The 25454-nt window shown below is 76.0% G+C and carries 25 protein-coding genes; 20 read left to right on the forward strand and 5 right to left on the reverse strand.

Going from position 1 to position 25454, the window contains the following annotated elements:
- Positions 1-3 precede the first annotated feature (3 nt).
- Genes K5O09_RS01795 through ccsB form a run of 5 tightly spaced genes read left to right on the forward strand, consistent with a single transcriptional unit; the run spans position 4 to position 4990 of the window.
- Positions 4-660, forward strand: a complete 657-nt coding sequence (locus K5O09_RS01795) for a histidine phosphatase family protein (RefSeq protein ID WP_222171181.1) — start codon at positions 4-6, stop codon at positions 658-660.
- Positions 657-1271, forward strand: coding sequence for a TlpA disulfide reductase family protein (locus tag K5O09_RS01800; protein WP_222171182.1), 615 nt, complete (start codon positions 657-659; stop codon positions 1269-1271). The genes K5O09_RS01795 and K5O09_RS01800 overlap by 4 nt, the downstream gene beginning before the upstream one ends.
- A 50-nt stretch (positions 1272-1321) precedes the next feature.
- The gene (locus tag K5O09_RS01805; protein ID WP_222172524.1) at positions 1322-2146 is read left to right on the forward strand and encodes a cytochrome c biogenesis CcdA family protein; all 825 of its coding nucleotides are present in this window, start codon (positions 1322-1324) and stop codon (positions 2144-2146) included.
- Position 2147: 1 nt separating this feature from the next.
- Positions 2148-3854 carry a cytochrome c biogenesis protein ResB gene (locus K5O09_RS01810; protein ID WP_255595985.1) on the forward strand — a complete coding sequence of 569 codons (1707 nt, stop codon included), beginning with the start codon at positions 2148-2150 and terminating at the stop codon, positions 3852-3854.
- Between the two features lie 17 nt (positions 3855-3871).
- Positions 3872-4990: a c-type cytochrome biogenesis protein CcsB gene (gene ccsB / locus K5O09_RS01815; RefSeq protein WP_222171183.1), complete on the forward strand. Its 1119-nt coding sequence runs from the start codon at positions 3872-3874 to the stop codon at positions 4988-4990.
- Positions 4991-5086: 96 nt separating this feature from the next.
- On the opposite strand, the gene K5O09_RS01820 is transcribed toward ccsB, so the two are convergent.
- Positions 5087-5506, reverse strand: coding sequence for a PLD nuclease N-terminal domain-containing protein (locus tag K5O09_RS01820; protein ID WP_222171184.1), 420 nt, complete (start codon positions 5504-5506; stop codon positions 5087-5089).
- A 75-nt stretch (positions 5507-5581) separates the two neighbouring features.
- Between K5O09_RS01820 and K5O09_RS01825 the strand changes: the two genes are divergently transcribed.
- On the forward strand, positions 5582-5947 hold the full coding sequence (locus K5O09_RS01825) for a DUF4229 domain-containing protein (protein WP_222171185.1): 366 nt from the start codon (positions 5582-5584) through the stop codon (positions 5945-5947).
- A 6-nt stretch (positions 5948-5953) separates the two neighbouring features.
- On the opposite strand, the gene K5O09_RS01830 is transcribed toward K5O09_RS01825, so the two are convergent.
- Both K5O09_RS01830 and menE read right to left on the reverse strand, forming a co-directional pair.
- Positions 5954-6823 (reverse strand): 1,4-dihydroxy-2-naphthoate polyprenyltransferase, encoded by an 870-nt coding sequence (locus tag K5O09_RS01830; protein WP_222171186.1) that lies wholly within the window; start codon positions 6821-6823, stop codon positions 5954-5956.
- A 107-nt stretch (positions 6824-6930) separates the two neighbouring features.
- A complete protein-coding gene (gene menE / locus K5O09_RS01835) occupies positions 6931-8115 on the reverse strand; it encodes an o-succinylbenzoate--CoA ligase (RefSeq protein WP_222171187.1) in 1185 nt (394 codons plus the stop codon).
- Between the two features lie 68 nt (positions 8116-8183).
- Between menE and K5O09_RS01840 the strand changes: the two genes are divergently transcribed.
- Positions 8184-9248, forward strand: a complete 1065-nt coding sequence (locus K5O09_RS01840) for a DUF3048 domain-containing protein (RefSeq protein ID WP_222171188.1) — start codon at positions 8184-8186, stop codon at positions 9246-9248.
- A gap of 42 nt (positions 9249-9290) precedes the next feature.
- On the opposite strand, the gene K5O09_RS01845 is transcribed toward K5O09_RS01840, so the two are convergent.
- Positions 9291-10277, reverse strand: a complete 987-nt coding sequence (locus K5O09_RS01845) for a 1,4-dihydroxy-2-naphthoyl-CoA synthase (protein WP_222171189.1) — start codon at positions 10275-10277, stop codon at positions 9291-9293.
- Between the two features lie 108 nt (positions 10278-10385).
- Between K5O09_RS01845 and K5O09_RS01850 the strand changes: the two genes are divergently transcribed.
- From K5O09_RS01850 to K5O09_RS01870, 5 genes are all read left to right on the forward strand, one after another.
- The gene (locus tag K5O09_RS01850) at positions 10386-10709 is read left to right on the forward strand and encodes a multidrug efflux SMR transporter (RefSeq protein WP_222171190.1); all 324 of its coding nucleotides are present in this window, start codon (positions 10386-10388) and stop codon (positions 10707-10709) included.
- Between the two features lie 5 nt (positions 10710-10714).
- Positions 10715-11365 (forward strand): TetR/AcrR family transcriptional regulator, encoded by a 651-nt coding sequence (locus tag K5O09_RS01855; protein ID WP_222171191.1) that lies wholly within the window; start codon positions 10715-10717, stop codon positions 11363-11365.
- Positions 11366-11370: 5 nt separating this feature from the next.
- Entirely contained in the window at positions 11371-12321 is a 951-nt protein-coding gene (locus tag K5O09_RS01860; RefSeq protein ID WP_255595986.1) for an o-succinylbenzoate synthase, read from the forward strand.
- A 14-nt stretch (positions 12322-12335) separates the two neighbouring features.
- Positions 12336-14165: a 2-succinyl-5-enolpyruvyl-6-hydroxy-3-cyclohexene-1-carboxylic-acid synthase gene (menD, locus tag K5O09_RS01865; RefSeq protein WP_255595987.1), complete on the forward strand. Its 1830-nt coding sequence runs from the start codon at positions 12336-12338 to the stop codon at positions 14163-14165.
- A gap of 123 nt (positions 14166-14288) precedes the next feature.
- On the forward strand, positions 14289-16103 hold the full coding sequence (locus tag K5O09_RS01870; RefSeq protein WP_255595988.1) for a S1C family serine protease: 1815 nt from the start codon (positions 14289-14291) through the stop codon (positions 16101-16103).
- 312 nt (positions 16104-16415) lie between these two features.
- Here K5O09_RS01870 and K5O09_RS01875 read toward each other — a convergent pair whose 3' ends face one another.
- Complete coding sequence (locus K5O09_RS01875) at positions 16416-17747, reverse strand: isochorismate synthase MenF (protein WP_222171193.1); 1332 nt, start codon at positions 17745-17747, stop codon at positions 16416-16418.
- A gap of 92 nt (positions 17748-17839) precedes the next feature.
- Between K5O09_RS01875 and K5O09_RS01880 the strand changes: the two genes are divergently transcribed.
- From K5O09_RS01880 to nuoF, 8 genes are all read left to right on the forward strand, one after another.
- Complete coding sequence (locus K5O09_RS01880) at positions 17840-18541, forward strand: demethylmenaquinone methyltransferase (RefSeq protein WP_222171194.1); 702 nt, start codon at positions 17840-17842, stop codon at positions 18539-18541.
- A gap of 132 nt (positions 18542-18673) precedes the next feature.
- Positions 18674-19981 carry a geranylgeranyl reductase family protein gene (locus K5O09_RS01885; RefSeq protein WP_222171195.1) on the forward strand — a complete coding sequence of 436 codons (1308 nt, stop codon included), beginning with the start codon at positions 18674-18676 and terminating at the stop codon, positions 19979-19981.
- Positions 19982-20067: 86 nt separating this feature from the next.
- Positions 20068-20436 (forward strand): NADH-quinone oxidoreductase subunit A, encoded by a 369-nt coding sequence (locus tag K5O09_RS01890; protein WP_222171196.1) that lies wholly within the window; start codon positions 20068-20070, stop codon positions 20434-20436.
- A gap of 1 nt (position 20437) precedes the next feature.
- On the forward strand, positions 20438-20989 hold the full coding sequence (locus K5O09_RS01895) for an NADH-quinone oxidoreductase subunit B family protein (RefSeq protein WP_222171197.1): 552 nt from the start codon (positions 20438-20440) through the stop codon (positions 20987-20989).
- Positions 20986-21783: an NADH-quinone oxidoreductase subunit C gene (locus K5O09_RS01900; protein ID WP_222171198.1), complete on the forward strand. Its 798-nt coding sequence runs from the start codon at positions 20986-20988 to the stop codon at positions 21781-21783. Before K5O09_RS01895 ends, K5O09_RS01900 begins: the two co-directional genes overlap by 4 nt.
- Positions 21780-23147 (forward strand): NADH-quinone oxidoreductase subunit D, encoded by a 1368-nt coding sequence (locus tag K5O09_RS01905; RefSeq protein WP_222171199.1) that lies wholly within the window; start codon positions 21780-21782, stop codon positions 23145-23147. Before K5O09_RS01900 ends, K5O09_RS01905 begins: the two co-directional genes overlap by 4 nt.
- Positions 23147-24085, forward strand: coding sequence for an NADH-quinone oxidoreductase subunit NuoE (gene nuoE / locus K5O09_RS01910; RefSeq protein ID WP_222171200.1), 939 nt, complete (start codon positions 23147-23149; stop codon positions 24083-24085). Before K5O09_RS01905 ends, nuoE begins: the two co-directional genes overlap by 1 nt.
- Entirely contained in the window at positions 24085-25425 is a 1341-nt protein-coding gene (gene nuoF, locus K5O09_RS01915) for an NADH-quinone oxidoreductase subunit NuoF (RefSeq protein WP_222171201.1), read from the forward strand. Before nuoE ends, nuoF begins: the two co-directional genes overlap by 1 nt.
- Positions 25426-25454 lie beyond the last annotated feature (29 nt).

Raw genomic sequence — 25454 nt, forward strand, 5'->3', positions numbered from 1 at the left:
CCCATGGTCGCGACCACCATCCACCTCATGCGCCACGGCGAGGTCCACAACCCCACCGGCGTCCTGTACGGGCGCCTGCCCGGGTACCACCTGTCCGAGCGCGGGCAGCAGATGGCCGAGCGGGTGGCGGCGTACCTGGCCGGCGGCCTCGGGTCGCCGCGCCGTGACGTGACCGTGCTGGTCGCCTCCCCGCTGCAGCGCGCGCAGGAGACCGTCGCGCCGATCGCGGACGCGCTCGACCTGCCCGTCACGACGGACGAGGGCCTGCTCGAGGCCGAGAACCGCTTCGAGGGCCTGACGTTCGGCGTCGGCGACGGCTCGCTGCGCCACCCGCGGCACTGGCCCCTGCTCGTCAACCCGTTCCGGCCGTCCTGGGGCGAGCCCTACCGGCAGCAGGTCGCGCGCGTGCTCGGCGTCGTCGACCGCGCCCGCGAGGCCGCGCGGGGCCACGAGGCCGTGCTCGTCAGCCACCAGCTGCCCATCTGGGTCACGCGGCTCGCGCTCGAGGACCGCCGGCTATGGCACGACCCGCGCCGCCGCCAGTGCTCCCTGGCCTCTCTCACCTCCCTCGTCTACGAGGACGATCGCCTGGTGCGCGTCGGCTACACCGAGCCGGCCGCCGACCTGCTGCCGGGCGCCTCCGCCGTGGCGGGCGCATGAGGACCCGCCACCGGCCCGCCGCCCGGTCGCGCGCCGCCGTGCTGGTCGCCGTCGCGGTCGTCGCCCTCGCGGGCTGCTCCGCGGGAGGGGGCGCCGGCACGGCGTCCGGCGACGACGTGCCGGACCAGGGCTACGTGTCCGGGGACGGGTCCGTCACCCAGTGGGAGCCGGGCGACCGCCAGGGGCCGGTCGAGGTCGCGGGCACGGACTTCGCGGGCGCCCCGGTCGACGTCGCGGACTGGCGCGGCGAGGTCGTCGTGCTCAACACCTGGTACGCGCAGTGCCCGCCGTGCCGCGAGGAGGCGCCCGACCTCGTCGCCGTCGCCGAGGACTACGCCGACCAGGGCGTGCACGTGCTCGGCATCAACGGCGTCGACGACGCCGGCGCGGCGGAGTCGTTCCAGGAGACGTTCGACGTCCCCTACCCGAGCATCGACGACCGCGAGAAGCAGGCCGTCGCCGCGCTCCAGGGCGTCGTCCCGATCCAGGCGACGCCCACCACCGTCGTGCTCGACCGCGAGGGCCACGTCGCCGCGCGGGTCGTGGGCCTGGTCGAGGGCTCGACGTTGCGGGCGCTCGTCGACGAGGTGCTGGCCGAGGACGAGCCGTGATCGCCGCCGACGTCGGGGACGCGTTCGCCCGGACCGCCGCCTCCGGGTCGCTGCTGGCCGCGGTGCCCGTGGCTCTGCTGGCCGGCCTGGTGTCGTTCGCGTCACCGTGCGTGCTGCCGCTCGTCCCCGCCTACGTCGGCTACCTCGGCGGGATGTCCGCCGCGACCGCGCCCCGGCCGGCCCCCGCCCCGCGGGCGGTGGCGACCGCCGCCGGGTCCGCCCCGCTGGACCTCGCGGCCCACCTGCCCGCGCAGCCGGTGCTCGCGGCGACCCCGGCGCCGCCCCCCTCACGGCGCCGCGTCGTGCTGGGTGTGCTGCTGTTCGTCGCCGGGTTCACCGCGGTGTTCCTCGCGTACGGCTCGCTCGCCGGCACGCTGGGCTCGTTCCTGCTGCGCTGGCAGGACCCCCTGTCACGCGTGCTCGGCGTCCTCACGGTCGTCATGGGCCTGGCGTTCCTGGGGCTGCTGCCGTTCCTGCAGCGGGACCGGCGGACGCTCGTCGCGCCGCGTGCGGGGCTGTGGGGCGCGCCCGTGCTCGGGGTGACGTTCGGCATCGGGTGGACGCCGTGCATCGGCCCGACGCTGGCCGCGATCCTGCTGCTGTCGCTCGACGGCGGGTCCCCGGGCCGGGGCGCGCTGCTCGCGCTGGCGTTCTGCGCCGGGCTGGGGCTGCCGTTCGTCGCCGTCGCGCTCGGCCTGCAGCGCAGCCGCCGCGCCCTCGACTGGCTGGCCCGGCACCGCCTGGCGATCATGCGCGCCGGCGGCGGCCTCCTCATCCTGCTCGGCGTGGCGCTGGTCACCGGGCTCTGGTCCGCGTGGGCGAGCTGGCTGCAGGGCCTGCTCACCGGCGCCCAGCCCTTCGTCCCGGCGGTGTGACGTGACCGAGCGACCGACCACCGGCTACCGGCCCGAGGGGCTCGAGGACGCGTTCGTCGACGGCGCCCCGCCCGCGCCGCCCGCGCCGCCCGCGGCCGCCGGCACCCCGACCGGCGGCGAGGCCCCGCAGCTCCCGGCCCTCGGCCTCGTCGGCTGGCTCCGCTGGGGCTGGCGGCAGCTCACGTCGATGCGGGTCGCGCTGCTGCTGCTCATGCTGCTCGCCGTCGCGGCCGTGCCCGGCACCGTCTTCCCGCAGCGGCCGCAGGACCCGGCCCGGGTGGCGACCTACCTCACCGACCACCCCGACGTCGGGCCGCTGCTGGAGCGCCTCGGGTTCTTCGACGTGTACGCGTCGGTCTGGTTCTCCGCGATCTACCTGCTGCTGTTCGTGTCGCTGGTCGGCTGCATCCTGCCGCGCAGCCGCACCCACCTCCGGGCGCTGCGCGCGCGGCCGCCGCGTGCCCCCCGACGGTTCGACCGGTTCCCCGCGCAGGCCTCGCTCGAGGTCGACGGGACGCCGCAGGAGGTCGCCGAGCGCGCCGCCGCCGCGCTGCGCGGGCCCCGCTGGTGGCGCCGGTTCCGGGTGGACGTCCGCGACGAGGGCGGCGGCGTCCGGAGCGTCGCCGCCGAGCGCGGTTACCTCCGCGAGACCGGCAACCTCGTGTTCCACCTCGCGCTGGTCGGCCTGCTCGTCGCGGTCGCGACCGGGCAGCTCCTGCACTACCGCGGCCAGGCGATCGTCGTCGAGGGCCGCGCGTTCGCCAACACGCAGAGCGACTACGACACGTTCGAGGCGGGGAGCGGGTTCCGCGCCTCCTCCCTGGAGCCGTTCGCGCTGCGCCTGGACTCGTTCGAGTCGCGGTTCGACCCCGAGACGCTCCAGTCGCGCGACTTCACCGCCCGGGTCACCGTCACCGAGCCCGGTGCCGACCCGGTGGCCGACACCATCAAGGTGAACCACCCGCTGGAGGTCGGCGGGGCGAAGGTCTACCTGCAGGGCAACGGCTACGCGCCGCAGGTCACGGTCCGGGACGCCGCCGGTGAGGTGGCGTTCTCCGGGGCCGTGCCGTTCCTGCCGCAGGACACCGTGTACACGTCACAGGGCGTCATCAAGGTGCCCGACGTCACCACCGGGCCGCAGATCGGCCTGCAGGGCGTCCTGCTCCCCACCGCGCAGCAGCTCTCCGACGAGATCTGGCGCTCCGTCGACCCGCAGCCCACGGAGCCGCTGCTCGCGCTGGCGCTGTGGAGCGGGGACCTCGGGCTGGACGACGGCATCCCGCAGAACGTGTACCAGCTGGACGAGTCCGGTCTCACGCAGGCCACCCGGGAGGACGGCCGGCCTCTCACGCTCTACGTGCGCCCCGGGGAGACGGTCGACCTCCCGGACGGCCTGGGGACGCTGACCTTCGACGCGCTGCCGCGGTTCGTCGCGCTGGACCTGCGCCACGACCCGTCGCTCGCGTGGGTGCTGACGTTCGCGATGCTGGCGTTCGCCGGTCTGGCGGCCTCGCTGTTCGCCCCGCGCCGGCGTGTGTGGGTCCGGGCGTCGCCCGCCCCCGAGGGGGACGAAGGTCCCGGGTCAGGTCGTACAGTGGTCACCGCCGCGGCCCTCGCGCGCGGCGACGACGTCGGGCTGCAGGCGGAGCTCGACCGGGCGGTGGACCGGCTCCGACCGGCCGGGGGCGACCTGCCCGCCGTCGGCTGACCCGGAAGGTGGAGGACATGGCACTGGGCGACATCAGCACCCTGCTCGTGTGGGGTGCGGCGACGGCGTTCACGATCGCCCTGATCGCGTACTCGGTCGCGCTCGCCCGGGTGGCCGACGCCGCCTCCCGCGAGCACCGTGCCGCCCGTGCCGCCGCCCGGCAGACGCGCCTGGCCGCCCGGGAGGCCGTGGGGGCGGGCGGTCCGTCGTCGCTCGTGGTGCCCGCGGACGGGCCCTCCGGCGCGGAGCCGGGTCCGGCCGGCCCTGTCCTGCCCGCCGCGACCGGCGAGGGGCAGGGCGGCACCGCTGCAGCCACGGCCCGCTCGGCGGCCACCGGCATCGCCGGCTCCACCACCGCGCTCGGCATCGTCCTGCTGCTGGTGGGCATCGTGCTCCGCGGCGCCGCCGCCGGGCGCTGGCCCACCGCGAACATGTACGAGTTCACCCTGGTCGGGACCCTCGTGGCGTCCGTCGTCCTCGCCGTCGTGCAGCGCCGGCGCGTGGTGCCGTTCCTCGGGGTCGTCGTCATGGGCATCGCCGTGCTGGCGCTCGTGCTCGGGCTGAACGCGTTCTACGTGCAGGCCGACGCCGTCCAGCCCGCCCTCCAGAACTACTGGCTCGTGATCCACGTCGGCGTCGCGATCATCGCCACCGGCATCTTCACCGTCGCGTTCGCCACCGCCGTGCTCCAGGTGCTCCAGGACGGGCGCGAGACCGGGCGCTCGCACGTCGACCACCGGTGGAACCGCCTCGACGGTCTGCGCCGGCCGCTCGCGCGCTGGCGCGTCACCGGCCCGGCCTGGTCGTGGCTGCGCACCGTCCCGCCGGCCCGGCAGCTCGAGGCGCTGTCCTTCCGGCTCAACGCCATCGGCTTCGTGCTCTGGACGCTCACGCTGATCGGCGGGGCCATCTGGGCCGAGCAGGCCTGGGGCCGGTACTGGGGCTGGGACCCCAAGGAGGTCGGCACGTTCGTGGCGTGGGTCGTCTACGCCGCGTACCTGCACGCCCGCACGACCCGCGGCTGGGCCGGCCGCCGGGCCGCGTACTTCGTGTACGTCGGCTACGCGGTGGTGCTGGCGAACTTCACCGTGGTGAACCTGTTCGTCTCCGGCAAGCACTCGTACTCCGGGCTCTGACCGGGCGCGCCCGCGGCGGGGCGTCCGGGCCGGGCCGGGCACGGGTGCCGGTCGAGTCGGGGCGGGTGCCCGTCGCGGACCGGCGCGGGAGCGGGCTCAGCCCCGGGCGTCGCCCGGGAGGTCGCCGTCGGGCTGCTGCGGCTGGTCGCCGCGCCGGGGAGGCCGGTCCTCGTCGGGCCGTGGCCCCCGCGTCTCGCGCTCGCGACGGAGGCGTTCCTGCTCGAGGCGCCAGAGGAACTCCGGGTCGTCGTCCGGGGCGACCGGGCCACCGCGTCCCGGTCCGGGCCGGCCGGAGGGGCCCGGCGCGGTACCTCCACCCCCGCCGCCCGCGCGGCGTGCGCGCTGGGACCGGCGGACGAGGATCCACGTGATCGGGCCCACGAACGGGACGAGCGCCACGAGCACCCACGGGAGCCGGGGGACGCCGAGCCGGTCCTCGTCGTCACTCGAGACGATGTCGGCGACGGCGTACACCGTCAGTCCGATCATCGCGAGGAGCAGCAGGGCGCGGGCCATGCGTCCCAGCCTAACCAGCGCGGAGCAGGGGGCCGAGCCGAGCGGGGCGTCCCGGCGGCGGCCTACCCTGGGCGGGTGCCCGTGGTGACGTACTCCCTGCTCCGGCTCGCCCTGTTCGTGGCCTGCCTCGCCGGCCTCGTGCTCGCCGGGACGGGCTGGCTGCTCGGCGTGGTGCTCGCCGCGCTGCTCGCGGCGCTGCTGTCGTACGTGCTGCTGGCCGGGCCGCGCGACCGCGCGGCGCTGTGGCTGCAGGCCCGCTCGGAGGCACGGGGCGACCGTCCGCGGCTCTCGCGCCGGGCCGCCGAGGACGCCGCGGCCGAGGACGCCGCGGTCGACGCGTCGACCACCCCCGACGGGCCGGCGGCCCCGGACGGCCGCGGGGCGCCGGATCGCGCCACCGGGACCGGGTCGGAGGACGCCGCGCCGGGCCGCCCGTCCTGACCGGGGTCAGAGCGCCAGACCGAGCCCCAGCAGCACGCCGAACGCGAGCTCGTACATCCCCGTCCCGGCGAGCACCGGCACCAGGGCGATCCCCCGGGCGCCGACCAGCACCGTGAACGCGAGCAGCCCGGCCGGGAGCGCCAGCAGCATGACCAGCAGCGCCCACGGGTTCGCCAGGGCGCAGGCCACGCCGAGCAGCACGGGCAGCACCACCATCACCGCGTAGACGACGCGCGCGCGGCGCTCGCCGATCCGCACGGCGAGCGTGCGCTTGCCCACCAGGGCGTCGGTGGGGACGTCGCGCAGGTTGTTCACCATGAGCAGCGCGCACGCGATCAGCCCGACGGCGACCGCCCCGACCCACGCCGGCCACGTCAGCCGCCCCGCCTGGGTGTAGGTGGTGCCGAGCACCGCGACGAGGCCGAAGAACAGGAAGACGCCGACCTCGCCGAGACCCAGGTACCCGTACGGGCGCCGGCCCCCGGTGTAGAACCACGCCGCCAGGACGCACAGCGCGCCGACCGCGAGCAGCCACCACTGCCCGGACAGGGCGACCAGGGCCAGGCCCAGCACCCCCGCGACGCCGAACGCGGCGAAGGCGGCCCCCCGCACCGCCCGCGGCCGTGCGGCCCCGCTGGCGGTGAGCCGCATCGGGCCGACCCGCTCCGTGTCGGTGCCGCGCACCCCGTCGGAGTAGTCGTTCGCGTAGTTCACGCCGACCTGCAGGGCCAGGGCCACGCCCGCGGCGAGCAGGGCCCGGCCGAGGTGCGCCGCGTCGACCTGCGCGGCGGCGCCGGTGCCGACCAGCACGGGCGCCACGGCGGCGGGCAGGGTGCGCGGGCGGGCGCCGGCGATCCACTCGGACGAGGTGGCCATGGTGCTCCTGGGGTCGGGTGCGGGCGGGTCGGGTGCGGCGGGGGTGCGGGCCGGGCGACGCGGGGTGCGGCTCGCGGGCGGGAGCCCGACCGTACCCCGCCCGTCGCTCAGGCCGGCGGTGGGGTCGCGCGGGCCAGGGAGCGCCTCGCCAGCTCGGTGGCCGCGCTCCGGTCGGGCTTGCCCGGCCCGCGCAACGGCAGCGCGTCGAGCAGCACGAGGTGCCGGGGGGCGGCGGCCGGGCCGAGCCGCTCGGTCACCGCGCGGCGCAGCGGGTCGAGCGCGGGGGTCGGCGCGGCGGGGTCCGGGACGACGACGGCGACGAGCGCCTGACCCCACTCGGCGTCGGGGACGCCGACGACCAGGACCTCGCCGACGCCCTCCAGCGTCGCCAGCACGCGCTCGGTCGCGGCGGGCGCGACCTTCACGCCCCCGGTGACCAGGACGTCGTCGGCCCGGCCGAGCACCTCGAGGCGCGTCGTGCCGCCGTCGGGCCCGGCGGCCCACCGGCCGAGGTCGCTGGTGCGCAGCCACCGGACCCCGTCGCGCCGCTCGAACAGCTCGGCGTCCAGGCCGGGCCGACCCCGGTAGCCCGCCGCGAGCACCGGCCCGGCCAGCCGGATCCGGCCGTCGTCCTCCAGCGCGACGGAGACGCCGTCGAGCGGCTCGCCGTCGTACACGCAGCCGCCGCAGGTCTCCGACATGCCGTACGTGGTGACGACCCGCGCACCGGCGTCCCGGGCGCGTTCGACGAGGCCCGGCGGGCTCGCCGCGCCACCCAGCAGCACCGCGTCGTAGGCGGCCAGAGCCTCGCGGCCCGCGTCGTCGGCGAGCAGGCGGTGCACCTGCGTGGGCACCAGCGACGTGTAGCGGGGGCCAGGGCCGGGCAGTGCGCGGGTGGCCACCGCGAAGGCGTCCGGGCGGAAGGGCCCGCCCAGCGCGGCCGGCTCGGTGCCGGCCACCAGCGACCGGACGAGCACCTGCAGCCCGGCGACGTGCGCGGGCGGTAGCGGCAGCAGCCACCGGCCCGGGCCGCCGAGCCGGCGGTGCGTCGCCTCCGCGGACGCCCGCAGCGCGGCGGCTGTCAGCATCACCTCGCGGGGCGTGCCGGTCGACCCGGAGGTCCTCACGAGCAGCGCGACGTCGTCGGGCACGGTGCCGCGGTCCTCGTCCGGGGTGGCGTCCTCGACGGGCAGCACCGCCGGGCCCGACCCGTCGAGCGCGGCGGCGAGCGCGTCGCGCAGCGCGGGGACCCCGGCGGCGGTGGCGGTCACGGCGCGGACGGGTCGGCTCACCCGGCCAGGGTAGGTCCGCCCGTAGAGTGTCGCGGAACGCACGACAGCGGCACGGAGGTCCGGAAGAGATGGTCCACACCACGAGGCGGCGGCTGCGGCGCGCCGGCGCGCTGGCGGTCGCGGCGACGCTGCTGGTCGCCGGGTGCTCCCAGGAGGAGGCCCCCGCGCCCGAGGCCACCACGGTGGCGCCGACGCTCGACCCGCACAAGGCGGCGGCGCCCGAGCCCGTCGTGCCGGCCACCTGGCCGCTGACCGGCGTGGCCGGGGAGGTCGCGAACCGACCGGCCCTCGCGGTGAAGGTGGAGAACACCGCCACGGCGCGGCCGCAGTCGGGGCTCGAGCAGGCCGACGTCGTCTGGGAGACGATCGTCGAGTTCGAGGTCTCCCGCCTGGTCGCGGTGTTCCACTCGCAGATCCCCGCGGAGATCGGCCCGATCCGCTCGGTGCGCCCGATGGACCCGGACATCGTCGCCCCGCTCAACGGCCTGCTGACGTTCTCCGGCGGCCAGCCGGGCATCCTCGCGCTCGTGGACGCCAGCCCCGTGCAGCCGATCAGCCACGACGCCGGTGCCGCGGGTCTGTACCGCGTGAGCAGCCGCAGCGCGCCGCACAACGTCTACGGGGACCCGAACGCCCTGTGGGCGCAGGCCGACGCGAACCACCAGGGCAGCCCGGGCGAGCAGTTCGCGTTCGCCCGGTCGCCGGAGCGCGCCACGGCGGTCACGCAGGGCACCCCGGCCACGACCCTCGCGTTCGACCTGTCCAGCCAGTCGAAGCCGTCCTGGACCTGGAACGGCACCGTGTGGGAGCGCTCGGAGGGGTCGACGCCGGCGACCGACGCGACCGGCGCGCGCCTCACGGCGACCAACGTCGTCTCCGTCGTGGCGGACCACCTGGGCACCGGGTTCGGCGCGCAGAACGGGGCGACCGTGCCGACCTACGTGCTCGGCGGGGGCTCCGGCGAGGGCACGCTGGCCACGGGCGGCAGGACGGTCGCGGTCCGCTGGCAGAAGGAGTCGCGCGACGCGCCCCTGGTGCTGACGACCGCGGACGGGAAGACGGCCGAGCTCGCGCCCGGCAGCACGTGGGTGGAGCTGGTGCCGAAGGGCTCCGGGTCGCTGACCGTCTCCTGACGGCCTGACGGCCTGACGGCCTGACGGCCTGACGGCCCGGCGTCAGTAGGCGTACGGGAACCGGCTCCAGTCGGGGTCGCGGCGCTCGAGGAACGCGTCGCGGCCCTCGACGGCCTCGTCGGTCATGTACGCGAGCCGGGTCGCCTCGCCCGCGAAGACCTGCTGCCCGGCGAGCCCGTCGTCCGCGAGGTTGAACGCGAACTTCAGCATCCGCACGGCCTGCGGGGACTTCGTCGCGATGATCCGCGCGTACTCCAGCGCGGCGTCCTCGAGGTGCTCGTGGTCGACGACGTCGTTCACGGCCCCCCAGGCGTACGCCTGCTCCGCCGAGTACTCCCGCGCCAGGAAGAAGATCTCCCGGGCGCGCTTCTGGCCCACCTGCCGGGCGAGCAGGGCGGAGCCGTACCCGCCGTCGAACGAGCCCACGTTCGCGTCGGTCTGCATGAACCGCGCGTGCTGCCGGGAGGCGATGGTGAGGTCGGCGACGACGTGCAGCGAGTGGCCGCCGCCGGCCGCCCAGCCGTTCACCACCGCGACGACGACCTTCGGCATCGTGCGGATGAGCCGCTGCACCTCGAGGATGTGCAGCCGCCCGGCGCGCGCCGGGTCGATGTGGTCGGCCGTCGCGGCGTCGGGCGAGTCGGTGTAGCGGTAGCCGTCGCGCCCGCGGATGCGCTGGTCACCGCCGGAGCAGAACGCGTACCCGCCGTCCTTGGGGCTGGGTCCGTTCCCCGTGAGCAGCACGGTGCCGACGTCCGACGTCATGCGCGCGTGGTCGAGCACCCGGTACAGCTCGTCGACCGTGTGGGGCCGGAACGCGTTGCGGACCTCGGGCCGGTCGAACGCCACGCGCACGACGGGCAGGTCGCGCTCGGTGCCGTCCGCCGCCCGGCACACCCCGCGGTGGTACGTGAGGTCGGTGAGCTCGCCGACGCCGGTGACCGTCCGCCACCGCGCGGGGTCGAAGGTGTCGGAGACGCGCGGGGGGAGGGCGGGCGCCGGGGCTGCGGGATGGGTGGGCTCGGTCACCCGCCCAGCGTAGGGTGCCGAGCAATCCGGTACGGTCGTACCAGAATGCGGGCGCGGGACGGCGGACGAGGCCACCCGGCGCGCCCGCCACGAAGGGTGCGTGACCGCATGGCATGGGTCGTCCTGATCCTCTCCGGCCTGCTCGAGGCCGGGTGGGCCCTGAGCCTCAAGGCGTCCGACGGCTTCAGCAGGCTCTGGCCCAGCGTGGCGTTCGCGGTCTTCGCCGTCGCGTCGTTCGCCGGTCTCAGCTGGGCGCTGCGCGAGCTGCCGGTCGGCGCCGCGTACGCGGTCTGGGTCGGCGTGGGTGCGGCCACCACCGCGATCCTCGCCGTCGTGCTGCTGGACGAGCCGCTCTCGGTGCTCAAGGTCGTGTCGCTGGTGCTCATCGTCGCCGGCGTGATCGGGCTGAACCTGTCGGGCGGGCACGGGTGACCGCCGTGCCGGGCCGCACCGGCGACGCCACGGCCCGCGGGACCGCCCGCGCCGCGGGCACCGCGCGCACGCCGAAGGGAGACCTCCGGCGCGGGCAGCTCGCGCGGGCCGCGGCGGAGCTGGTGCGCGCGGAGGGACCGGTCGCGCTCAGCCACCGGGCCGTGGCGGCCCGCGCGGGGCTGCCGCTCGCGGCGACGACGTACTACTACCGCGGGCTCGACGACCTGGCCGCCGCAGCCGGCAGCGCGCTGGTGGCGGACTGGGTCGCCCACGCGGACGGAGTGCTGCGGCGGGTGCGGTCCGCGCCCGCGCCCGATCCTGTCGCCGCCGTGGTCGAGGCGGTGCTGCCGCCCGGCGACGACGCCACCGTCCGCGCGCACTACGAGCAGCTCCTCGCGGCTGCGCGCGTGCCGGCACTGGCGGCGGCACTCGGTGCCGGCCGCGCCCGGCTCGACGCGGTGCTGGAGCAGCTGCTCGACGCGCTCGGCCGGGGCGACGTCGCCCCGGCGACCGTTCTCGCGCTGGTCGACGGCGCCGTGGTCGCCGCCGCGAGCGAGGGCCGCCCGGTGCGGGAGACCGCCCGCGCGCTGCTCGCGGACGCCCTGCCCGGGCGTGCGCCCCTGCCCCGTGCCGCCGGTGCCGACGCCGTACGCTGAGGCGCGTGCACGTCTACGCGATCCCGCTGCGCACGCGCTTCCGCCGGATCACGGTGCGCGAGGGCGTCCTGCTGCGCGGCGACGCCGGGTGGGGTGAGTTCAGCCCGTTCTGGGACTACGACGCCGCCGAGTCCGCGGCGTGGTGGCGGGCGGCGCGCGAGGGCGCGGACCGGGGCTGGCCGGAGCCGGTCCGCGACCGGGTGCCCGTCAACGTGACCGTCCCGGCGGTCGGGCCGGACGCCGCGCGACGGATCGTGCTCGCCTCCGGCGGCTGCACCACCGCCAAGGTGAAGGTCGCCGAACCCGGCCAGGGCGCCGCCGAGGAGGCCGACCGGCTCGCCGCCGTCCGCGAGGCGCTCGGTCCTCGCGGGTCCATCCGGGTCGACGCGAACGCCGCCTGGGACGTCGAGACCGCCGTCGACCGGCTCGCGCTGCTGGACCGCGCCGCCCGGGGCCTGGAGTACGCCGAGCAGCCCGTCGCGTCCGTCGACGACCTCGCGCGCGTCCGCCGGGCGACGCACGTGCCGATCGCCGCGGACGAGTCGATCCGCCGGGCCGAGGACCCGCTGGCGGTGGTGCGCGCCGAGGCCGCTGACGTGGTGGTGCTCAAGGTGCAGCCGCTCGGCGGGGTACGTGCCTGCCTCGAGCTCGCCGAGCGCGTCGGGCTGCCGGTGGTCGTGTCCTCCGCCCTGGAGTCCTCCGTCGGCCTGGCCGCCGGGGTCGCGCTGGCCGCCGCGCTGCCGGAGCTGCCGTTCGCCTGCGGGCTGGCGACCGCGCAGCTGCTGACCGCCGACGTGGCCACGCCGCCGCTGCTGCCGGTCGACGGCGCCCTGCGCGTCGCGGACGCCCTCGCCGTGGCCCCCGACCCCGGGCGGCTCGCCGCGACGGCCGCCGACGCCGCGACCGCCCAGCGGTGGGCGGAGCGGGTCGCGGCGGTGCGGGCGGTGGCCGGGTGACCGGGGATGCCGCGGTGACCGGCCCCGCGCCGGCGGAGCGGGACGGCTCGTCGGCCCCGGTGGCGCCGCCGGCCCCACCCGCGCCGCACGCCGCGCGCGTCCAGCTCACCGAGCTCGCGGCCCACGGCGTGCGCGACGTCGTGCTCGCACCCGGGTCCCGCAGCGCGCCGCTCGCCGCCGCCCTCGCCGACGCCGCCCTCCCCGACGGCGAGCGCCCGGCCGGCGCGCCGGCGCTCCGGCTGCACGTGCGGGTCGACGAGCGCGACGCCGCGTTCCTGGCGCTCGGCCTGGCGCGGGCGACCGTCGTCGAGGGTGCCCCGCGCCCCGTCGCGGTCGTGACGACCTCCGGCACGGCGGTCGCCCACCTGCACGCCGCCGTGCTCGAGGCTCACCACGCCGGCCTCCCGCTGCTGCTGCTGACGGCCGACCGGCCGCACGAGCTCCGCGGCACCGGCGCCAACCAGACCACCGTGCAGGCCGGCATCTTCGGTCCCGCGGTGCGACTCGACGCCGACGTGCCGGCGCCGACCGGACGCCCCGGCGAGGACCGCGACCTGCGGCACCTGGTGACGCGCGCCGTCGCCGCGGCGCTCGGCACACGGACGGCCGACCCGGGGCCCGTGCACCTCGACCTGGCGTACCGCGAGCCGCTCGGCGCCGACGACGCGGCGTGGCCCGCACCGGACGCCGCCGGCCGGGCGGACGTCGTCGCGCGCGTCCCCGCGAGCACGGAGGGACTGGGCGCAGGGGGCTCCCCGGCGCCCGCGGACCCCCCGGGACCCGTCGTGGTGGTCGCGGGCGACGCCGCTGGGCCGGACGCCCGCCGCCTCGCGGAGGCCCGAGGGTGGCCGCTGCTGGCCGAGCCGTCGTCGGGCGCGCGCGGCGGCCCGAACGCCCTGGCCGCCTATCGCCTGCTGCTCGGCGACCCCGACCTCGGCGGGCGGGTGCGATCCGTCGTCCTGCTCGGCCGGCCGACCCTGTCCCGCCCGGTGAGCGCGCTCCTCGCCCGTGACGACGTCGACCTGACCGTGGTCGCGCCGTGGGGTGCGGCGTGGCCCGACGCCGGGCGCGCGGCCGACCGGGTGCTGCCCGGCGTGCCGTCGTCGTGGCTCGCGGGCCCCGCGGGGGACCCGCGCTGGCTGGCGGCCTGGCAGCGGGCGGACGCCGCCGCGTCCGAGGCGCTCGACGCGCTGCTGGGCGACGACCCGTCGGCCCCGCCGAGCCGCGGCACACCGCCCCTGTCCGGGCCGCGCGCGGTGCGGCACGTGGCGCGGGCGTGCCTGCCGGACGACGTCCTGGTGGTCGGCTCCTCGAACCCGGTGCGCGACCTCGACCTGGTGGCGCGCTGGGACTCCCCGCCCGCGGTCGTCGCCAACCGCGGCCTGGCGGGCATCGACGGGATGGTCTCGACGGCGGCCGGGGTGGCGCTCGGGCTGCCGGCGCGCCGGGTGCGCGCGCTCGTCGGCGACCTCACGTTCCTGCACGACGTGGGCGGTCTGCTGGTTCCCACGACCGAGCAGGTGCCGGACCTGCAGCTCGTGGTCCTGAACGACGGCGGCGGGTCGATCTTCGCGACTCTCGAGCACGGTGCCCCGGAGCGGGCCCGGTCGTTCGAGCGGGTGTTCGCCACGCCGCACGCGGCGGACCTCGCGGCCCTGTGCGCCGGGTACGGGGTGCGGCACGTCCGCGTCAGTGACGGACCGGCGCTGGACGCCGCCCTCGCGGCCCCCGGCCGGGGGTTGTCGGTGGTCGAGGTCCGCGTCGACCGGGCGGACCGGCGCGCGCTCGGCGAGCGGCTGGCGGCCGCGGTGCGGGACGCGGTGCGGGGCCTCGTGCAGCGCTGAGCACGCCGCACACGCGACGACCCACGGGGCGTCGCCGCGGAACTCGCAGCGGACTCCCAGGTTCCCCCGAGCATCACTCCAGGGGTGGGGAGTCTCATGGTCGGCGAGAAGGAGGAACCGACCATGACCAGCACCCCCGAGGGACACCGGCCGGACGCGGGCGACGCGCAGCCGCAGCGCGACGAGAACGCCGCCGCGCCGCAGGCGCCCGCCCCCACCCAGGCCGTGCCGCAGGGCACCGCCCCGACCGAGCACCTCCCGCAGCACGACCGCACCACCGCCACCGAGGCGCTGCCGGCCACCCCGGCCGCCGCCGGGCCGCAGGACCAGCCGCCGGTCGGCCCACCCCCGTCCACCGGGCACCCGCAGGACGCCCCCACCCAGCGCATCACGCCGACGGCGACGCAGGCGGTGCCGCACGCCCCCGCCCCGCAGCGTCCGTACCCCGCCCCGTACCAGCACGGTGCGCCGCAGCAGGCCGCGCCGCATCAGGCGCCCTACGCGCATGTCGCGGTGCAGCCGGCCCCCGCGCCGCAGCACGCCCTCGCGGGCCAGGGCGCGGCGACCCACGACCCGTTGGCTGCCTTCCGCACACCGGCCCCCGCGGGCACAGGTGCGCCGGCAGGTCCGGGCGAGCCGCCCGTCCCCGGCGCCGGACCCGCAGCGCCCGACGGCCGGCCGCGGTCCCCGCGCACCCGCATGTGGCTGCCGGTCGTCGGCGTCGCCGCGGCCGCGGCCCTGCTCGGCAGCCTCGGCACGGCGGCACTCACCGGCGCGTTCGACGACCAGGCCGGCGGCGGCTCGCGCGCCGCGGACCTCTCGTCCATCGGCCGCTCCGAGAGCGACACGGTCCCGGTCTCGGGGTCCTCCGCGGAGAACCCCGACTGGCAGGCCGTCGCGTCGGCTGTGCAGGCGTCCGTCGTGGCGATCCAGGTCACGACCAGCAACGGCGGGGCCGAGGGCTCCGGCGTGATCGTCGACTCCGAGGGTCACGTCGTGACGAACAACCACGTCGTGTCCGGCGCCCAGGACGGCCAGGTCCAGGTCACCCTCACCGACGGCCGCATCTTCACGGCCGACGTCGTGGGCACCGACCCCACCACCGACCTCGCCGTCATCCAGCTCCAGGACGCCCCGGACGACCTGTCGCCTGCCACGTTCGGCAGCGTCGGCGACGTGGCGGTCGGCGACCCGGTGATGGCGGTCGGCAACCCGCTCGGCCTGGCCAACACCGTGACCACCGGCATCGTGTCCGCGCTCGACCGCCCGGTGTCGACCACCGAGTCCGGTGCGTCCGACGCCGTGGTCACCAACGCGATCCAGATCGACGCGGCCGTGAACCCCGGCAACTCGGGCGGCCCGCTGTTCGACGCGCAGGGCCGTGTCATCGGCATCACGTCGTCCATCGCCACCACGTCGAGCCAGTCCGGCTCGATCGGCCTGGGCTTCGCGATCCCCGTCGACGTGGTCGACATGATCGCCGGCCAGCTGATCCAGGACGGCACCGCGGAGCACGCGTTCCTCGGCGTCACCCTGGGCGACGGCACGGCCACCGCCGACGGCGTGACGCGCGCCGGGGCGACGGTCATGAGCGTCTCCGACGGCACGCCGGCCGCGAAGGCCGGGCTGCAGCCCGACGACGTCATCGTGGCGATCGACGGCCGCGCGGTGGCCGGGGCCGAGTCGCTCACCGGCTACGTCCGGGCGCACGCCTCGGGCGACGAGGTCACCCTGACGGTCGTGCGCGACGGGAAGGCGATGGACGTCGACGTGACGCTCGCGACGCTGGAGGCCACCGCGACGGCCGACCAGGGATCCGGCCGGGGCGGTTCCGAGCAGGGCGAGCAGCAGTCGCCCGGCCAGGGCTCCGGCGGCCTGGAGGACATGACTCCCGAGCAGCTCTGGGAGTGGTTCCAGCAGCAGCAGGGCCGCGGCTGACCCGCCCCCCGACCGCCCGGGCGGGTGACCCCCTGCCCCGCCCGGGCCTCCCGGTGGCGGGTCCTGCCCCCCGGCCACCGCACCGACGGCCTCCGTCGCGGCGCCCACCCCCGGCGCCCGTCGGGGGCCGCCGGTGCGTCCGCGGTGCTGCCGCGACGCGGGGTCGGCGTCGGTGCGCCGGAGCCGTGCCGGGGGACGTGCCTGCGCGCGGCGGCGTCTCCGCACCAGCGAGTGCAGGAGGTGGCGTCGGCCGTGCCGTGCTGCCGGGCCCGCCGGCTCCGCGCGGCACCGGACCGCTGCCGGTCCGACGCGTCAGTCCGTCGCCAGAGCCGTCCGCATCGGGACCAGCTTCGCCCGCGACTCCGCCAGCTCCGCGGCCGGATCGGACGCGGCCACGACGCCGCAGCCCGCGAACAGCCGGAGCCGGTGGGGGTCGTCCCGGTCGACCTCCGCGGAGCGCAGCCCGATGCCCCACTCGCCGTCGCCGTCCGCGCCGACCCAGCCGACCGGCCCGGCGTAGCGCGCACGGTCCATGCCCTCGACGCGGCGGATCAGCACGCGGGCGGCGTCGGTCGGGGTGCCGCACACGGCGGCCGTCGGGTGCAGCGCCGCGGCGAGCGCCAGGGACGTCGGGTGCGGCACGTCGCCGCCCTCGCCGGCCCCTGCGAGCACGCCGGTCACGTCGGACGCCAGGTGCAGCACGTTGGGCAGGTGCAGCACGAACGGCGCGTCCGGCACGTTGGTGGAGGAGCAGAACGGCGCGAGCGCCCGGGCCACGGAGGTCACCGCGTACTCGTGCTCCTCGAGGTCCTTCGACGAGTGCGCGAGGATCGCGGCGTGCGCCAGGTCGGCGTCGTCGTCGCCCGTGCGGCGGATCGTCCCCGCGAGCACGCGCGAGGTGACCAGGCCCTTGTCGGACCGCACGAGGAGCTCCGGCGTGGCGCCGATCAGCCCGTCGACGGAGAACGTCCAGCAGGTGGGGTAGCGCTCTGCGAGGCGCCCGAGCGCGTGCCGGACGTCCAGCGGCTCCGAGGTGGTCGCGACCTCGTCGCGGGCGAGCACGACCTTGTCGACCTCGCCGGCGCGGATCGCGGCGATGCCGCGCGCGACGACCTGCGGCCAGTCCTCGGCCGCGACCGAGCCCGAGGAGTACGTCACCTCGCCGGGGGAGCGGACGGGCGTCAGCCCGGCGACGTGCCGGGCGACGGTCGTCCAGTCGGGCGCGGGCCCGATCGCCCCGGCGGTGCCGACCACCGTCAGCCACGCCCGGCCGTCACGCCGGCCGACCACGACCTCCGGCACCAGGAGCACGCCGCCCGCCGTGGAGGTGTCGTCGAAGGCGAACGAGCCGAACGCCACCGGCCCGGTGCCGGGAAGCCGCACCTCGTCGCGGACGACCGCGTGCGCGACGAGCTGCTGCCACGCCCGCTCGGCGTCGGCGAACCGCCTCGCCCCGGCGACCTCGACCCGCGCGGCCTCGCCCCAGCCGACCAGCCCGTCACCGCGCCGCACCCACGTGAGCGGGGCGTCCTCGGGGAGCAGCGACAGCAGGTCCTCGGGTGCGTCGAGGGGGACGGTGCGCACCACGAGCGGCTCGGGGTGCGGGGACGCGGCGGTGTCGCGGTCGCCGAGGGGGCTGGTCATCGCCGACCAGGGTACGACCGCGACCGCGCTGCCGCGTCACGCCCCGGCCCCGGGCACGCGTCCGCCCGGGTGGACCTGACACCATGGCCCCCATGCCTCGTGCCTCACTCGACAAGGACCCCCGCGACGTCGCCACCATGTTCGACGGCGTCGCCCGCCGGTACGACCTGACCAACGACGTGCTGTCGCTGGGCCAGGACCGCGCGTGGCGCCGCGCGACCCTCAAGGCGCTCGACGCCCTGCCGGGGGAGACGGTGCTGGACCTCGCGGCGGGGACCGGCACGTCGAGCGAGCCGCTGGCGGACGCGGGCGTGAAGGTCGTCCCGTGCGACCTGTCGACGGGGATGCTGACCGTCGGCAAGCGGCGGCGCCCGGACCTGCCGTTCACCGCGGGGGACGCGACGGCGCTTCCCTTCGCGGACGGGGTGTTCGACGCGGTGACCATCTCGTTCGGGCTGCGGAACGTCGTGGACACGGTGCGAGCCCTGGAGGAGATGCGTCGGGTGACCCGGCCGGGCGGCCGCCTGGTGGTGTGCGAGTTCTCGACGCCGGCGTGGGCGCCGTTCCGTGCCGTGTACGACGGCTACCTGACGAAGGCCCTGCCGGCGGTGGCGCGGGTGGTGGCGCGCGAGTCCGCGGCGTACACGTACCTGGCGGAGTCGATCCAGGACTGGCCGGACCAGGTCGGGCTGGCGCGGCTGCTGCACGAGGCGGGGTGGAGCTCGGTCGCGTACCGGAACCTGTCCGGGGGTATCGTCGCGCTGCATCGTGGGACGAATCCGGGCCCGCGGTAGGACCAGTCGTGGGACGAAAGTCCCGCAGGTGCCCTGGTCAGGAGCGACGAGGCTACTGAGGCAAGCCTTCGCAGACAGGACCTTGGTCCGATCACTAGACTCGGCCTGAAACAGGTGTGAAGGCATTCACAAATGGGGCGAACTGTGCACAGTGGCAAGAGCGACGACGCGGACGTCATCGTCGTCGGCGCCGGACCCGGTGGGTCCAGCGCGGCCTACCACTGCGCTGCCGCCGGCCTGTCCGTGCTGCTGCTCGACAAGGCCTCGTTCCCCCGCGACAAGGTCTGCGGCGACGGCCTGACCCCGCGTGCCGTCGCGGAGCTCGCCCGCATGGGCGTCCCGCTGCGCGAGGAGGACGGCTGGATCCGCAACGTCGGCCTGCGCGTCCTCGGCGGCGGGCACGTCGTCGAGCTGCCGTGGCCCGAGCTGTCGTCCTACCCGTCGTACGGGCTGGCGCGCTCGCGGATGTCGCTGGACCACCTGCTGCTCGAGCACGCCCGCGCCGCCGGCGCGAAGGTGCAGGAGCGCACGAACGTCACCGGCCCGCTGCTGGACGAGCGCACCGGCCGCGTGATCGGCGTGCAGGCCCGCCCGGTCGACGCGGACGGCCGCCGCGCCGGTGACCCCGTCACGTACCGCGCACCCGTGGTGATCGCCGCCGACGGCGTCTCCGCCCGCCTCGCGACCGGCCTGGGCCTGGAGAAGCGCGACGACCGCCCGCTGGGCGTGGCCGTCCGCACGTACTTCCGCACGCCCCGCCACGACGACCCGTGGATGGAGAGCCACCTCGAGCTCTGGGACGGCGTGCCCCACGCGTCGAACCTCATGCCGGGCTACGGCTGGATCTTCTCGCTGGGCGACGGCACCGCGAACGTGGGCCTCGGCTCGGTGTCCTCCACGGCCGCCGCCACGAAGGTCGACTACAAGGACCTCTTCGCGACGTGGATGGCGAACGCCCCCGAGGAGTGGGAGTTCACCCCGGAGAACCAGCTCGGCCCCGTCCGCGGGGCCGCGCTGCCGATGGGGTTCAACCGCGGCCCGCTCTACGGCCGCGGCCTCATGCTGGTCGGCGACGCGGCCGGCATGGTGAGCCCGTTCAACGGCGAGGGCATCGCCTACGCCCTGCAGGCCGGCCGGGTCGCGGCGGACGCGATCGTCCAGGCCGCCGCGCGGGGCACCGCCGCCGGACGGGAGCGCGCGCTCGCCACGTACGGCTCGCGCATGAAGGACGACCTGGGCGGCTACTACTCGCTCGGCCGGGTGTTCGTGAAGCTCATCGAGCACCCCCAGGTCATGCGCGCGTGCACGCGGTACGGGCTGCCCCGCCCGACCGTGATGAAGCTGACGCACAAGCTGCTCGCCGACTGCTACGAGCCGCACGGCGGCGACTGGGCGGACCGGACGATCGCGGCGCTCGCACGGCTGGCGCCGGCCGCATGACCGCACCACCCTGACGTGGGGACCTCGCCCGTCCCCGCCGTCCCACGACCGGCCCGCACTCCACCCCCCACCGGGAGAGCAAACCGATGACCAACCCGTACATCCCCCTCCTCGTCATGATGGGGGTGGCTGCCGTCCTCGCCGTCGGCGGCCTCGCCGCCAGCGCCGTGATCGGCCCCAAGCGGTATAACCGCGCCAAGCTCGAGGCCTACGAGTGCGGCATCCAGCCGACCCCGCACGCCGTCGGCGGCGGGCGGTTCCCGGTGAAGTACTACCTGGTCGCGATGACCTTCATCATCTTCGACATCGAGGTCGTGTTCCTGTACCCGTGGGCGGTGTCCTTCGCCGAGCTCGCGGTGTTCGGGCTGGTGGCGATGATCGGGTTCCTGGCGCTGATCACGGTGCCGTTCCTGTACGAGTGGCGCCGCGGCGGCCTGGAGTGGGACGAGGACTGACATGGGTATCGAAGAGGCCCCCTCGGGGTTCCTGCTGACCTCGGTCGAGACGCTCGCGGGCCTGGTCCGCAAGGCGTCGCTGTGGCCGGTGACGTTCGGCCTCGCGTGCTGCGCGATCGAGATGATGGCGACGGGCGGGTCCCGGTTCGACATCTCCCGGTTCGGCATGGAGGTGTTCCGGGCGTCCCCGCGGCAGTCCGACCTCATGATCGTCGCGGGCCGCGTCAGCCAGAAGATGGCGCCGGTGGTGCGGCAGGTCTACGACCAGATGGCCGAGCCCAAGTGGGTGCTGTCCATGGGCGTCTGCGCGAGCAGCGGCGGCATGTTCAACAACTACGCGATCGTGCAGGGCGTCGACCACATCGTGCCGGTGGACATCTACCTGCCGGGCTGCCCCCCGCGCCCGGAGATGCTGCTGAACGCGATCCTCGAGCTGCACGAGCAGATCAAGAACGAGCCGCTCGGCCGGGACCGCGCCGAGATCGCGCGCAAGGTCGAGGCCGCCGCGCTCCAGGCCGCCCCCACCTCGCACATGACGGGACTGCTGCGATGAGCGACGAGAAGCGCGACGCCGCCGAGGCCGCGAAGGCCGGTGACGCGTCCGGCGCGGACGCCGGCGCGCAGACGACCAGCGAGGCGGCCCTCGAGGCCGGCTCGCAGAACGTGCCCGCCGACCGGACGCTGCCGCTGGAGGTCGTCACGACCCGGCAGGGCATGTTCGGCGTGCACGGCTCGGGCGACACGTCCGGGTTCGGCGGCCTGGTGCAGACCGTGGCGCTGCCCGGGCCGAGCGAGCGGCCGTACGGCGGCTGGTTCGACGAGGTCGTCGACGTGCTCACCGAGCTGCTGGACGCGTCGGGCACCGGCGCCGCCTCCGCGCTGGAGTCCGTCGTCGTGGACCGCGGCGAGCTCACGCTGAACATCGCCCGGGAGCACCTCGTCGAGGTCGCGCAGCACCTGCGCGACGACCAGGACCTGCGGTTCGAGCTGTCGCTCGGCGTCAGCGGCGTGCACTACCCGCACGACACGGGCCGCGAGCTGCACGCCGTCTACCACCTGGTGTCGGTCACCCACGGCCGCCGCCTGCGTCTCGAGGTGGCCGCCCCCGAGGGCGACGCCACGATCCCCAGCACCGTCGGGGTGTACCCGGCGAACGACTGGCACGAGCGGGAGACCTGGGACTTCTTCGGCATCGTCTTCACGGGCCGCACCGACCTGGCGCGGATCGAGATGCCGGACGACTGGCCCGGGCACCCGCAGCGCAAGGACTACCCGCTCGGCGGCATCCCGGTCGAGTACAAGGGCGCGACCATCCCGCCGGCCGACCAGCGGAGGCAGTACTCATGACGACCCAGACCCCTCCGGACGTCCACGCCACGGGCCACGTGGTCGACGACGAGACCGTCGGCCTGCGCACCTTCGAGGCGACGGGCGGCGACTGGTCCGACATCGCCGAGGAGGCCGCCCGGCTCGGCGAGCAGCGCATCGTGGTCAACATGGGCCCGCAGCACCCGTCGACGCACGGCGTGCTCCGGCTCATGCTCGAGATCGACGGCGAGACGGTGACCGAGGCCCGCGCGGGCATCGGCTACCTGCACACCGGCATCGAGAAGAACATGGAGTTCCGCACCTGGACCCAGGGCGTGACGTTCTGCACCCGCATGGACTACGTCGCCCCGCTGTTCCAGGAGGCCGCGTACTGCCTGGCGGTCGAGAAGCTGCTGGGCATCACCGACGACGTGCCGGAGCGCGCCACCCAGATCCGGGTGCTGATGATGGAGCTCAACCGGATCTCGTCGCACCTGGTGTGCCTGGCGACCGGCGGCAACGAGCTCGGCGCGACGACGATCATGACGATCGGCTTCACGGCCCGCGAGGAGATCCTGCGGATCTTCGAGCTCATCAGCGGCCTGCGCATGAACCACGCGTACATCCGCCCCGGCGGCGTCGCGCAGGACATCCCCCCGGGCGCGCTCGACTCGATCCGCGAGGCGCTCGTCGGTGTGCGGCGCTACATGAAGCAGCTCGAGGACCTCATGCTCGGCCAGCCGATCCTCAAGGGGCGGCTGCAGAACGTGGGCGTGCTGAACCTCGCGGGCTGCATGGCGCTGGGCATCACCGGCCCGATGCTCCGGTCGACCGGCCTGCCGTACGACGTGCGCAAGGCCGCGCCGTACTGCGGCTACGAGACCTACGACTTCGACGTCCCGGTCGCCGAGGGCTCCGACTGCTGGGACCGCATGGTCCTGCGCATCGAGGAGTGCTACCAGTCGATGCGGATCATCGACCAGGTGCTCGAGCGCCTCCAGGCCGGCGGCCAGCGCGGCGGGGCCCCGGTCATGGTCGGCGACAAGAAGATCGCGTGGCCGGCGCAGCTCGCCATCGGCTCCGACGGCATGGGCAACTCGCTCGACCACATCCGCGAGATCATGGGCACCTCGATGGAGGCCCTGATCCACCACTTCAAGCTCGTGACCGAGGGCTTCCGGGTCCCGGCGGGGCAGGCGTGGCAGACCGTCGAGCACCCCCGCGGCGAGCTCGGCGTGCACCTCGTCTCCGACGGGGGCACCAAGCCGTACCGGGCGCACTTCCGCGACCCGTCGTTCAACAACCTGCAGGCCGTCTCGGTGCTGTGCGAGGGCGGCCAGGTGGCGGACGTCGTCTGCTCGGTCGCCTCGATCGACCCGGTGCTCGGAGGGGTGGACCGCTGATGACCACGATCGACCACCCGCGGGTCCCCGGCAGCGGCCGGCCCCGCGCGGCGTACGACGAGGAGACGCGCGCGCGGCTCGCCGCCGACGCCGCCCAGGTCGTCGCCCGCTACCCGGACAGCCGGTCGGCCCTGCTGCCCCTGCTGCACCTGGTGCAGAGCGAGGACGGCTACGTCAGCCCGGCGGGCGTCGCGTTCTGCGCGCAGACGCTGGACCTGTCGACCGCGCAGGTCTCGGCGGTCGCGACGTTCTACACGCAGTACAAGCGCCGCCCCAACGGCGAGTACACCGTGGGCGTCTGCACCAACACGCTCTGCGCGATCATGGGCGGCGACGCGATCTGGGAGGACCTCACCGAGCGCCTCGGCGTGGGGAACGACGAGACGACGGCCGACGGCAAGATCACGCTCGAGCGCATCGAGTGCAACGCGGCCTGCGACTTCGCGCCGGTCATGATGATCAACTGGGAGTTCTTCGACAACCAGACGCCGGAGTCCGCGGCGGAGGTCGTCGGGAAGCTCATCGCGGGGGAGCCAGTGGCCCCGACCCGCGGCCCCTCCCGGGTGCAGACGTTCAAGCAGGTGTCGCGCGTGCTCGCCGGGTTCTCCGACGGGCTCGCCGACGAGGGCGTCGCGGCAGGACCCGCCACCCTGCGGGGCCTGGAGCTGGCCCGTGAGAGGGGCTGGAGCGCGCCCGCGCTCGACGGCTCCGACGCGCCGGCGGCCGGGAACGCCGGGCACGCCGCCCCCGCCGCGGAGGCACCCGCGGCCGCCTCCGCCCCGCAACCCGGCGGCACGCAGTCCAGCGTCGACCGGCCCGCGGCCGGCGCGCCGGAGCGCACCGCCGAGCAGGAGAAGGCCGAGCACCGCGCCGACGACACCAGCGAGCCCGCGGGTGATGCCGCCGGCTCCACCGACACCCCCGCGAAGGAGTCGTGATGGCCGAGACGACCCTGACCCCGGTGCTCTCCGAGCGCTGGGACGCCGACCGCCCGTGGACCCTCGGGACGTACGAGGCCCACGGCGGGTACCAGGGCCTGCGCAAGGCGCTGACCATGGATCCGGCCGACGTGGTGACCGTCGTCAAGGACTCCGGTCTGCGCGGCCGCGGCGGTGCCGGCTTCCCGACGGGCATGAAGTGGGGCTTCCTGCCCGCGCCCGACGGCGGCCCGCGCTACCTCGTGGTCAACGCGGACGAGTCCGAGCCGGGCACCTGCAAGGACATCCCGCTCATGCTGGCGGACCCGCAGGTGCTGGTGGAGGGCGTCGCCATCACGTCGTACGCCATCGGCTGCCACCACGCGTTCATCTACCTGCGCGGCGAGGTCGTGCACGTCTACCGCCGGCTGCTCAAGGCCGTCGAGGAGGCGTACGCGAAGGGCTACCTCGGGAAGAACGTCCTGGGCAGCGGGTACGACCTGGAGGTCACCGTGCACGCCGGCGCCGGCGCGTACATCTGCGGCGAGGAGACGGCGCTGCTCGACTCGCTCGAGGGCCGCCGCGGCCAGCCGCGCCTCAAGCCGCCGTTCCCCGCCGTCGCCGGCCTGTACGCGCGGCCGACCGTCGTCAACAACGTCGAGTCGATCGCGTCGGTCCCGAACATCGTGCTCGGCGGCTCGGACTGGTTCCGCCGCATGGGCACGGACCGGTCGCCGGGCCACGGCCTGTTCTCGTTGTCCGGCCACGTGCAGCGGCCCGGTCAGTACGAGGCGCCGCTCGGCATCACGATGCGGGAGCTGCTGGAGATGGCCGGCGGGGTCCGCGAGGGCCACGAGCTGAAGTTCTGGACGCCGGGCGGGTCCTCGACGCCGATCTTCACGGCCGAGCACCTCGACGTGCCGCTCACCTACGAGGAGGTCGGCGCCGCCGGCTCCATGCTCGGCACCCGCGCCCTGCAGGTGTTCGACGACACGGTGTCGGTCGTCAAGGCCGTCTCCCGGTGGACGCAGTTCTACAAGCACGAGTCCTGCGGCAAGTGCACCCCGTGCCGCGAGGGCACGTTCTGGCTGGCGCAGGTGCTCGGGCGCCTCGAGGCCGGCCAGGGCACCCCGGGCGACATCGACCTGCTGCTCGACCTGTGCGACAACATCCTCGGCAAGGCGTTCTGCGCCCTCGGGGACGGTGCCACCAGCCCGATCACCTCCGCCATCCAGTACTTCCGGGAGGAGTTCGAGGCCGGCACCCACACCCCGGCGGACGTGCTGTTCCCGCCGGAGCGCTCGGCCCTCTTCCCCTACACGCCGCGCCGCACCGGCCAGCTCGCGGGAGCCCACGCATGATCACACCCCACTCAATCGCTCGCTGCGCT

Source organism: Cellulomonas sp. C5510 (assembly GCF_019797765.1).
Taxonomy (GTDB): domain Bacteria; phylum Actinomycetota; class Actinomycetes; order Actinomycetales; family Cellulomonadaceae; genus Cellulomonas.

Bases quoted from the DNA above. Each gene is read 5' to 3' on its own strand.
- K5O09_RS01795 (WP_222171181.1), top strand. From the start codon at position 4: ATGGTCGCGACCACCATCCACCTCATGCGCCACGGCGAGGTCCACAAC.
- K5O09_RS01800 (WP_222171182.1), top strand. From the start codon at position 657: ATGAGGACCCGCCACCGGCCCGCCGCCCGGTCGCGCGCCGCCGTGCTG.
- ccsB (WP_222171183.1), top strand. From the start codon at position 3,872: ATGGCACTGGGCGACATCAGCACCCTGCTCGTGTGGGGTGCGGCGACG.
- K5O09_RS01820 (WP_222171184.1), bottom strand. From the start codon at position 5,506: ATGGCCCGCGCCCTGCTGCTCCTCGCGATGATCGGACTGACGGTGTAC.
- K5O09_RS01830 (WP_222171186.1), bottom strand. From the start codon at position 6,823: ATGGCCACCTCGTCCGAGTGGATCGCCGGCGCCCGCCCGCGCACCCTG.
- K5O09_RS01840 (WP_222171188.1), top strand. From the start codon at position 8,184: ATGGTCCACACCACGAGGCGGCGGCTGCGGCGCGCCGGCGCGCTGGCG.
- K5O09_RS01850 (WP_222171190.1), top strand. From the start codon at position 10,386: ATGGCATGGGTCGTCCTGATCCTCTCCGGCCTGCTCGAGGCCGGGTGG.
- K5O09_RS01870 (WP_255595988.1), top strand. From the start codon at position 14,289: ATGACCAGCACCCCCGAGGGACACCGGCCGGACGCGGGCGACGCGCAG.
- K5O09_RS01875 (WP_222171193.1), bottom strand. From the start codon at position 17,747: ATGACCAGCCCCCTCGGCGACCGCGACACCGCCGCGTCCCCGCACCCC.
- K5O09_RS01880 (WP_222171194.1), top strand. From the start codon at position 17,840: ATGCCTCGTGCCTCACTCGACAAGGACCCCCGCGACGTCGCCACCATG.
- K5O09_RS01885 (WP_222171195.1), top strand. From the start codon at position 18,674: ATGGGGCGAACTGTGCACAGTGGCAAGAGCGACGACGCGGACGTCATC.
- K5O09_RS01890 (WP_222171196.1), top strand. From the start codon at position 20,068: ATGACCAACCCGTACATCCCCCTCCTCGTCATGATGGGGGTGGCTGCC.
- K5O09_RS01895 (WP_222171197.1), top strand. From the start codon at position 20,438: ATGGGTATCGAAGAGGCCCCCTCGGGGTTCCTGCTGACCTCGGTCGAG.
- K5O09_RS01900 (WP_222171198.1), top strand. From the start codon at position 20,986: ATGAGCGACGAGAAGCGCGACGCCGCCGAGGCCGCGAAGGCCGGTGAC.
- K5O09_RS01905 (WP_222171199.1), top strand. From the start codon at position 21,780: ATGACGACCCAGACCCCTCCGGACGTCCACGCCACGGGCCACGTGGTC.
- nuoE (WP_222171200.1), top strand. From the start codon at position 23,147: ATGACCACGATCGACCACCCGCGGGTCCCCGGCAGCGGCCGGCCCCGC.
- nuoF (WP_222171201.1), top strand. From the start codon at position 24,085: ATGGCCGAGACGACCCTGACCCCGGTGCTCTCCGAGCGCTGGGACGCC.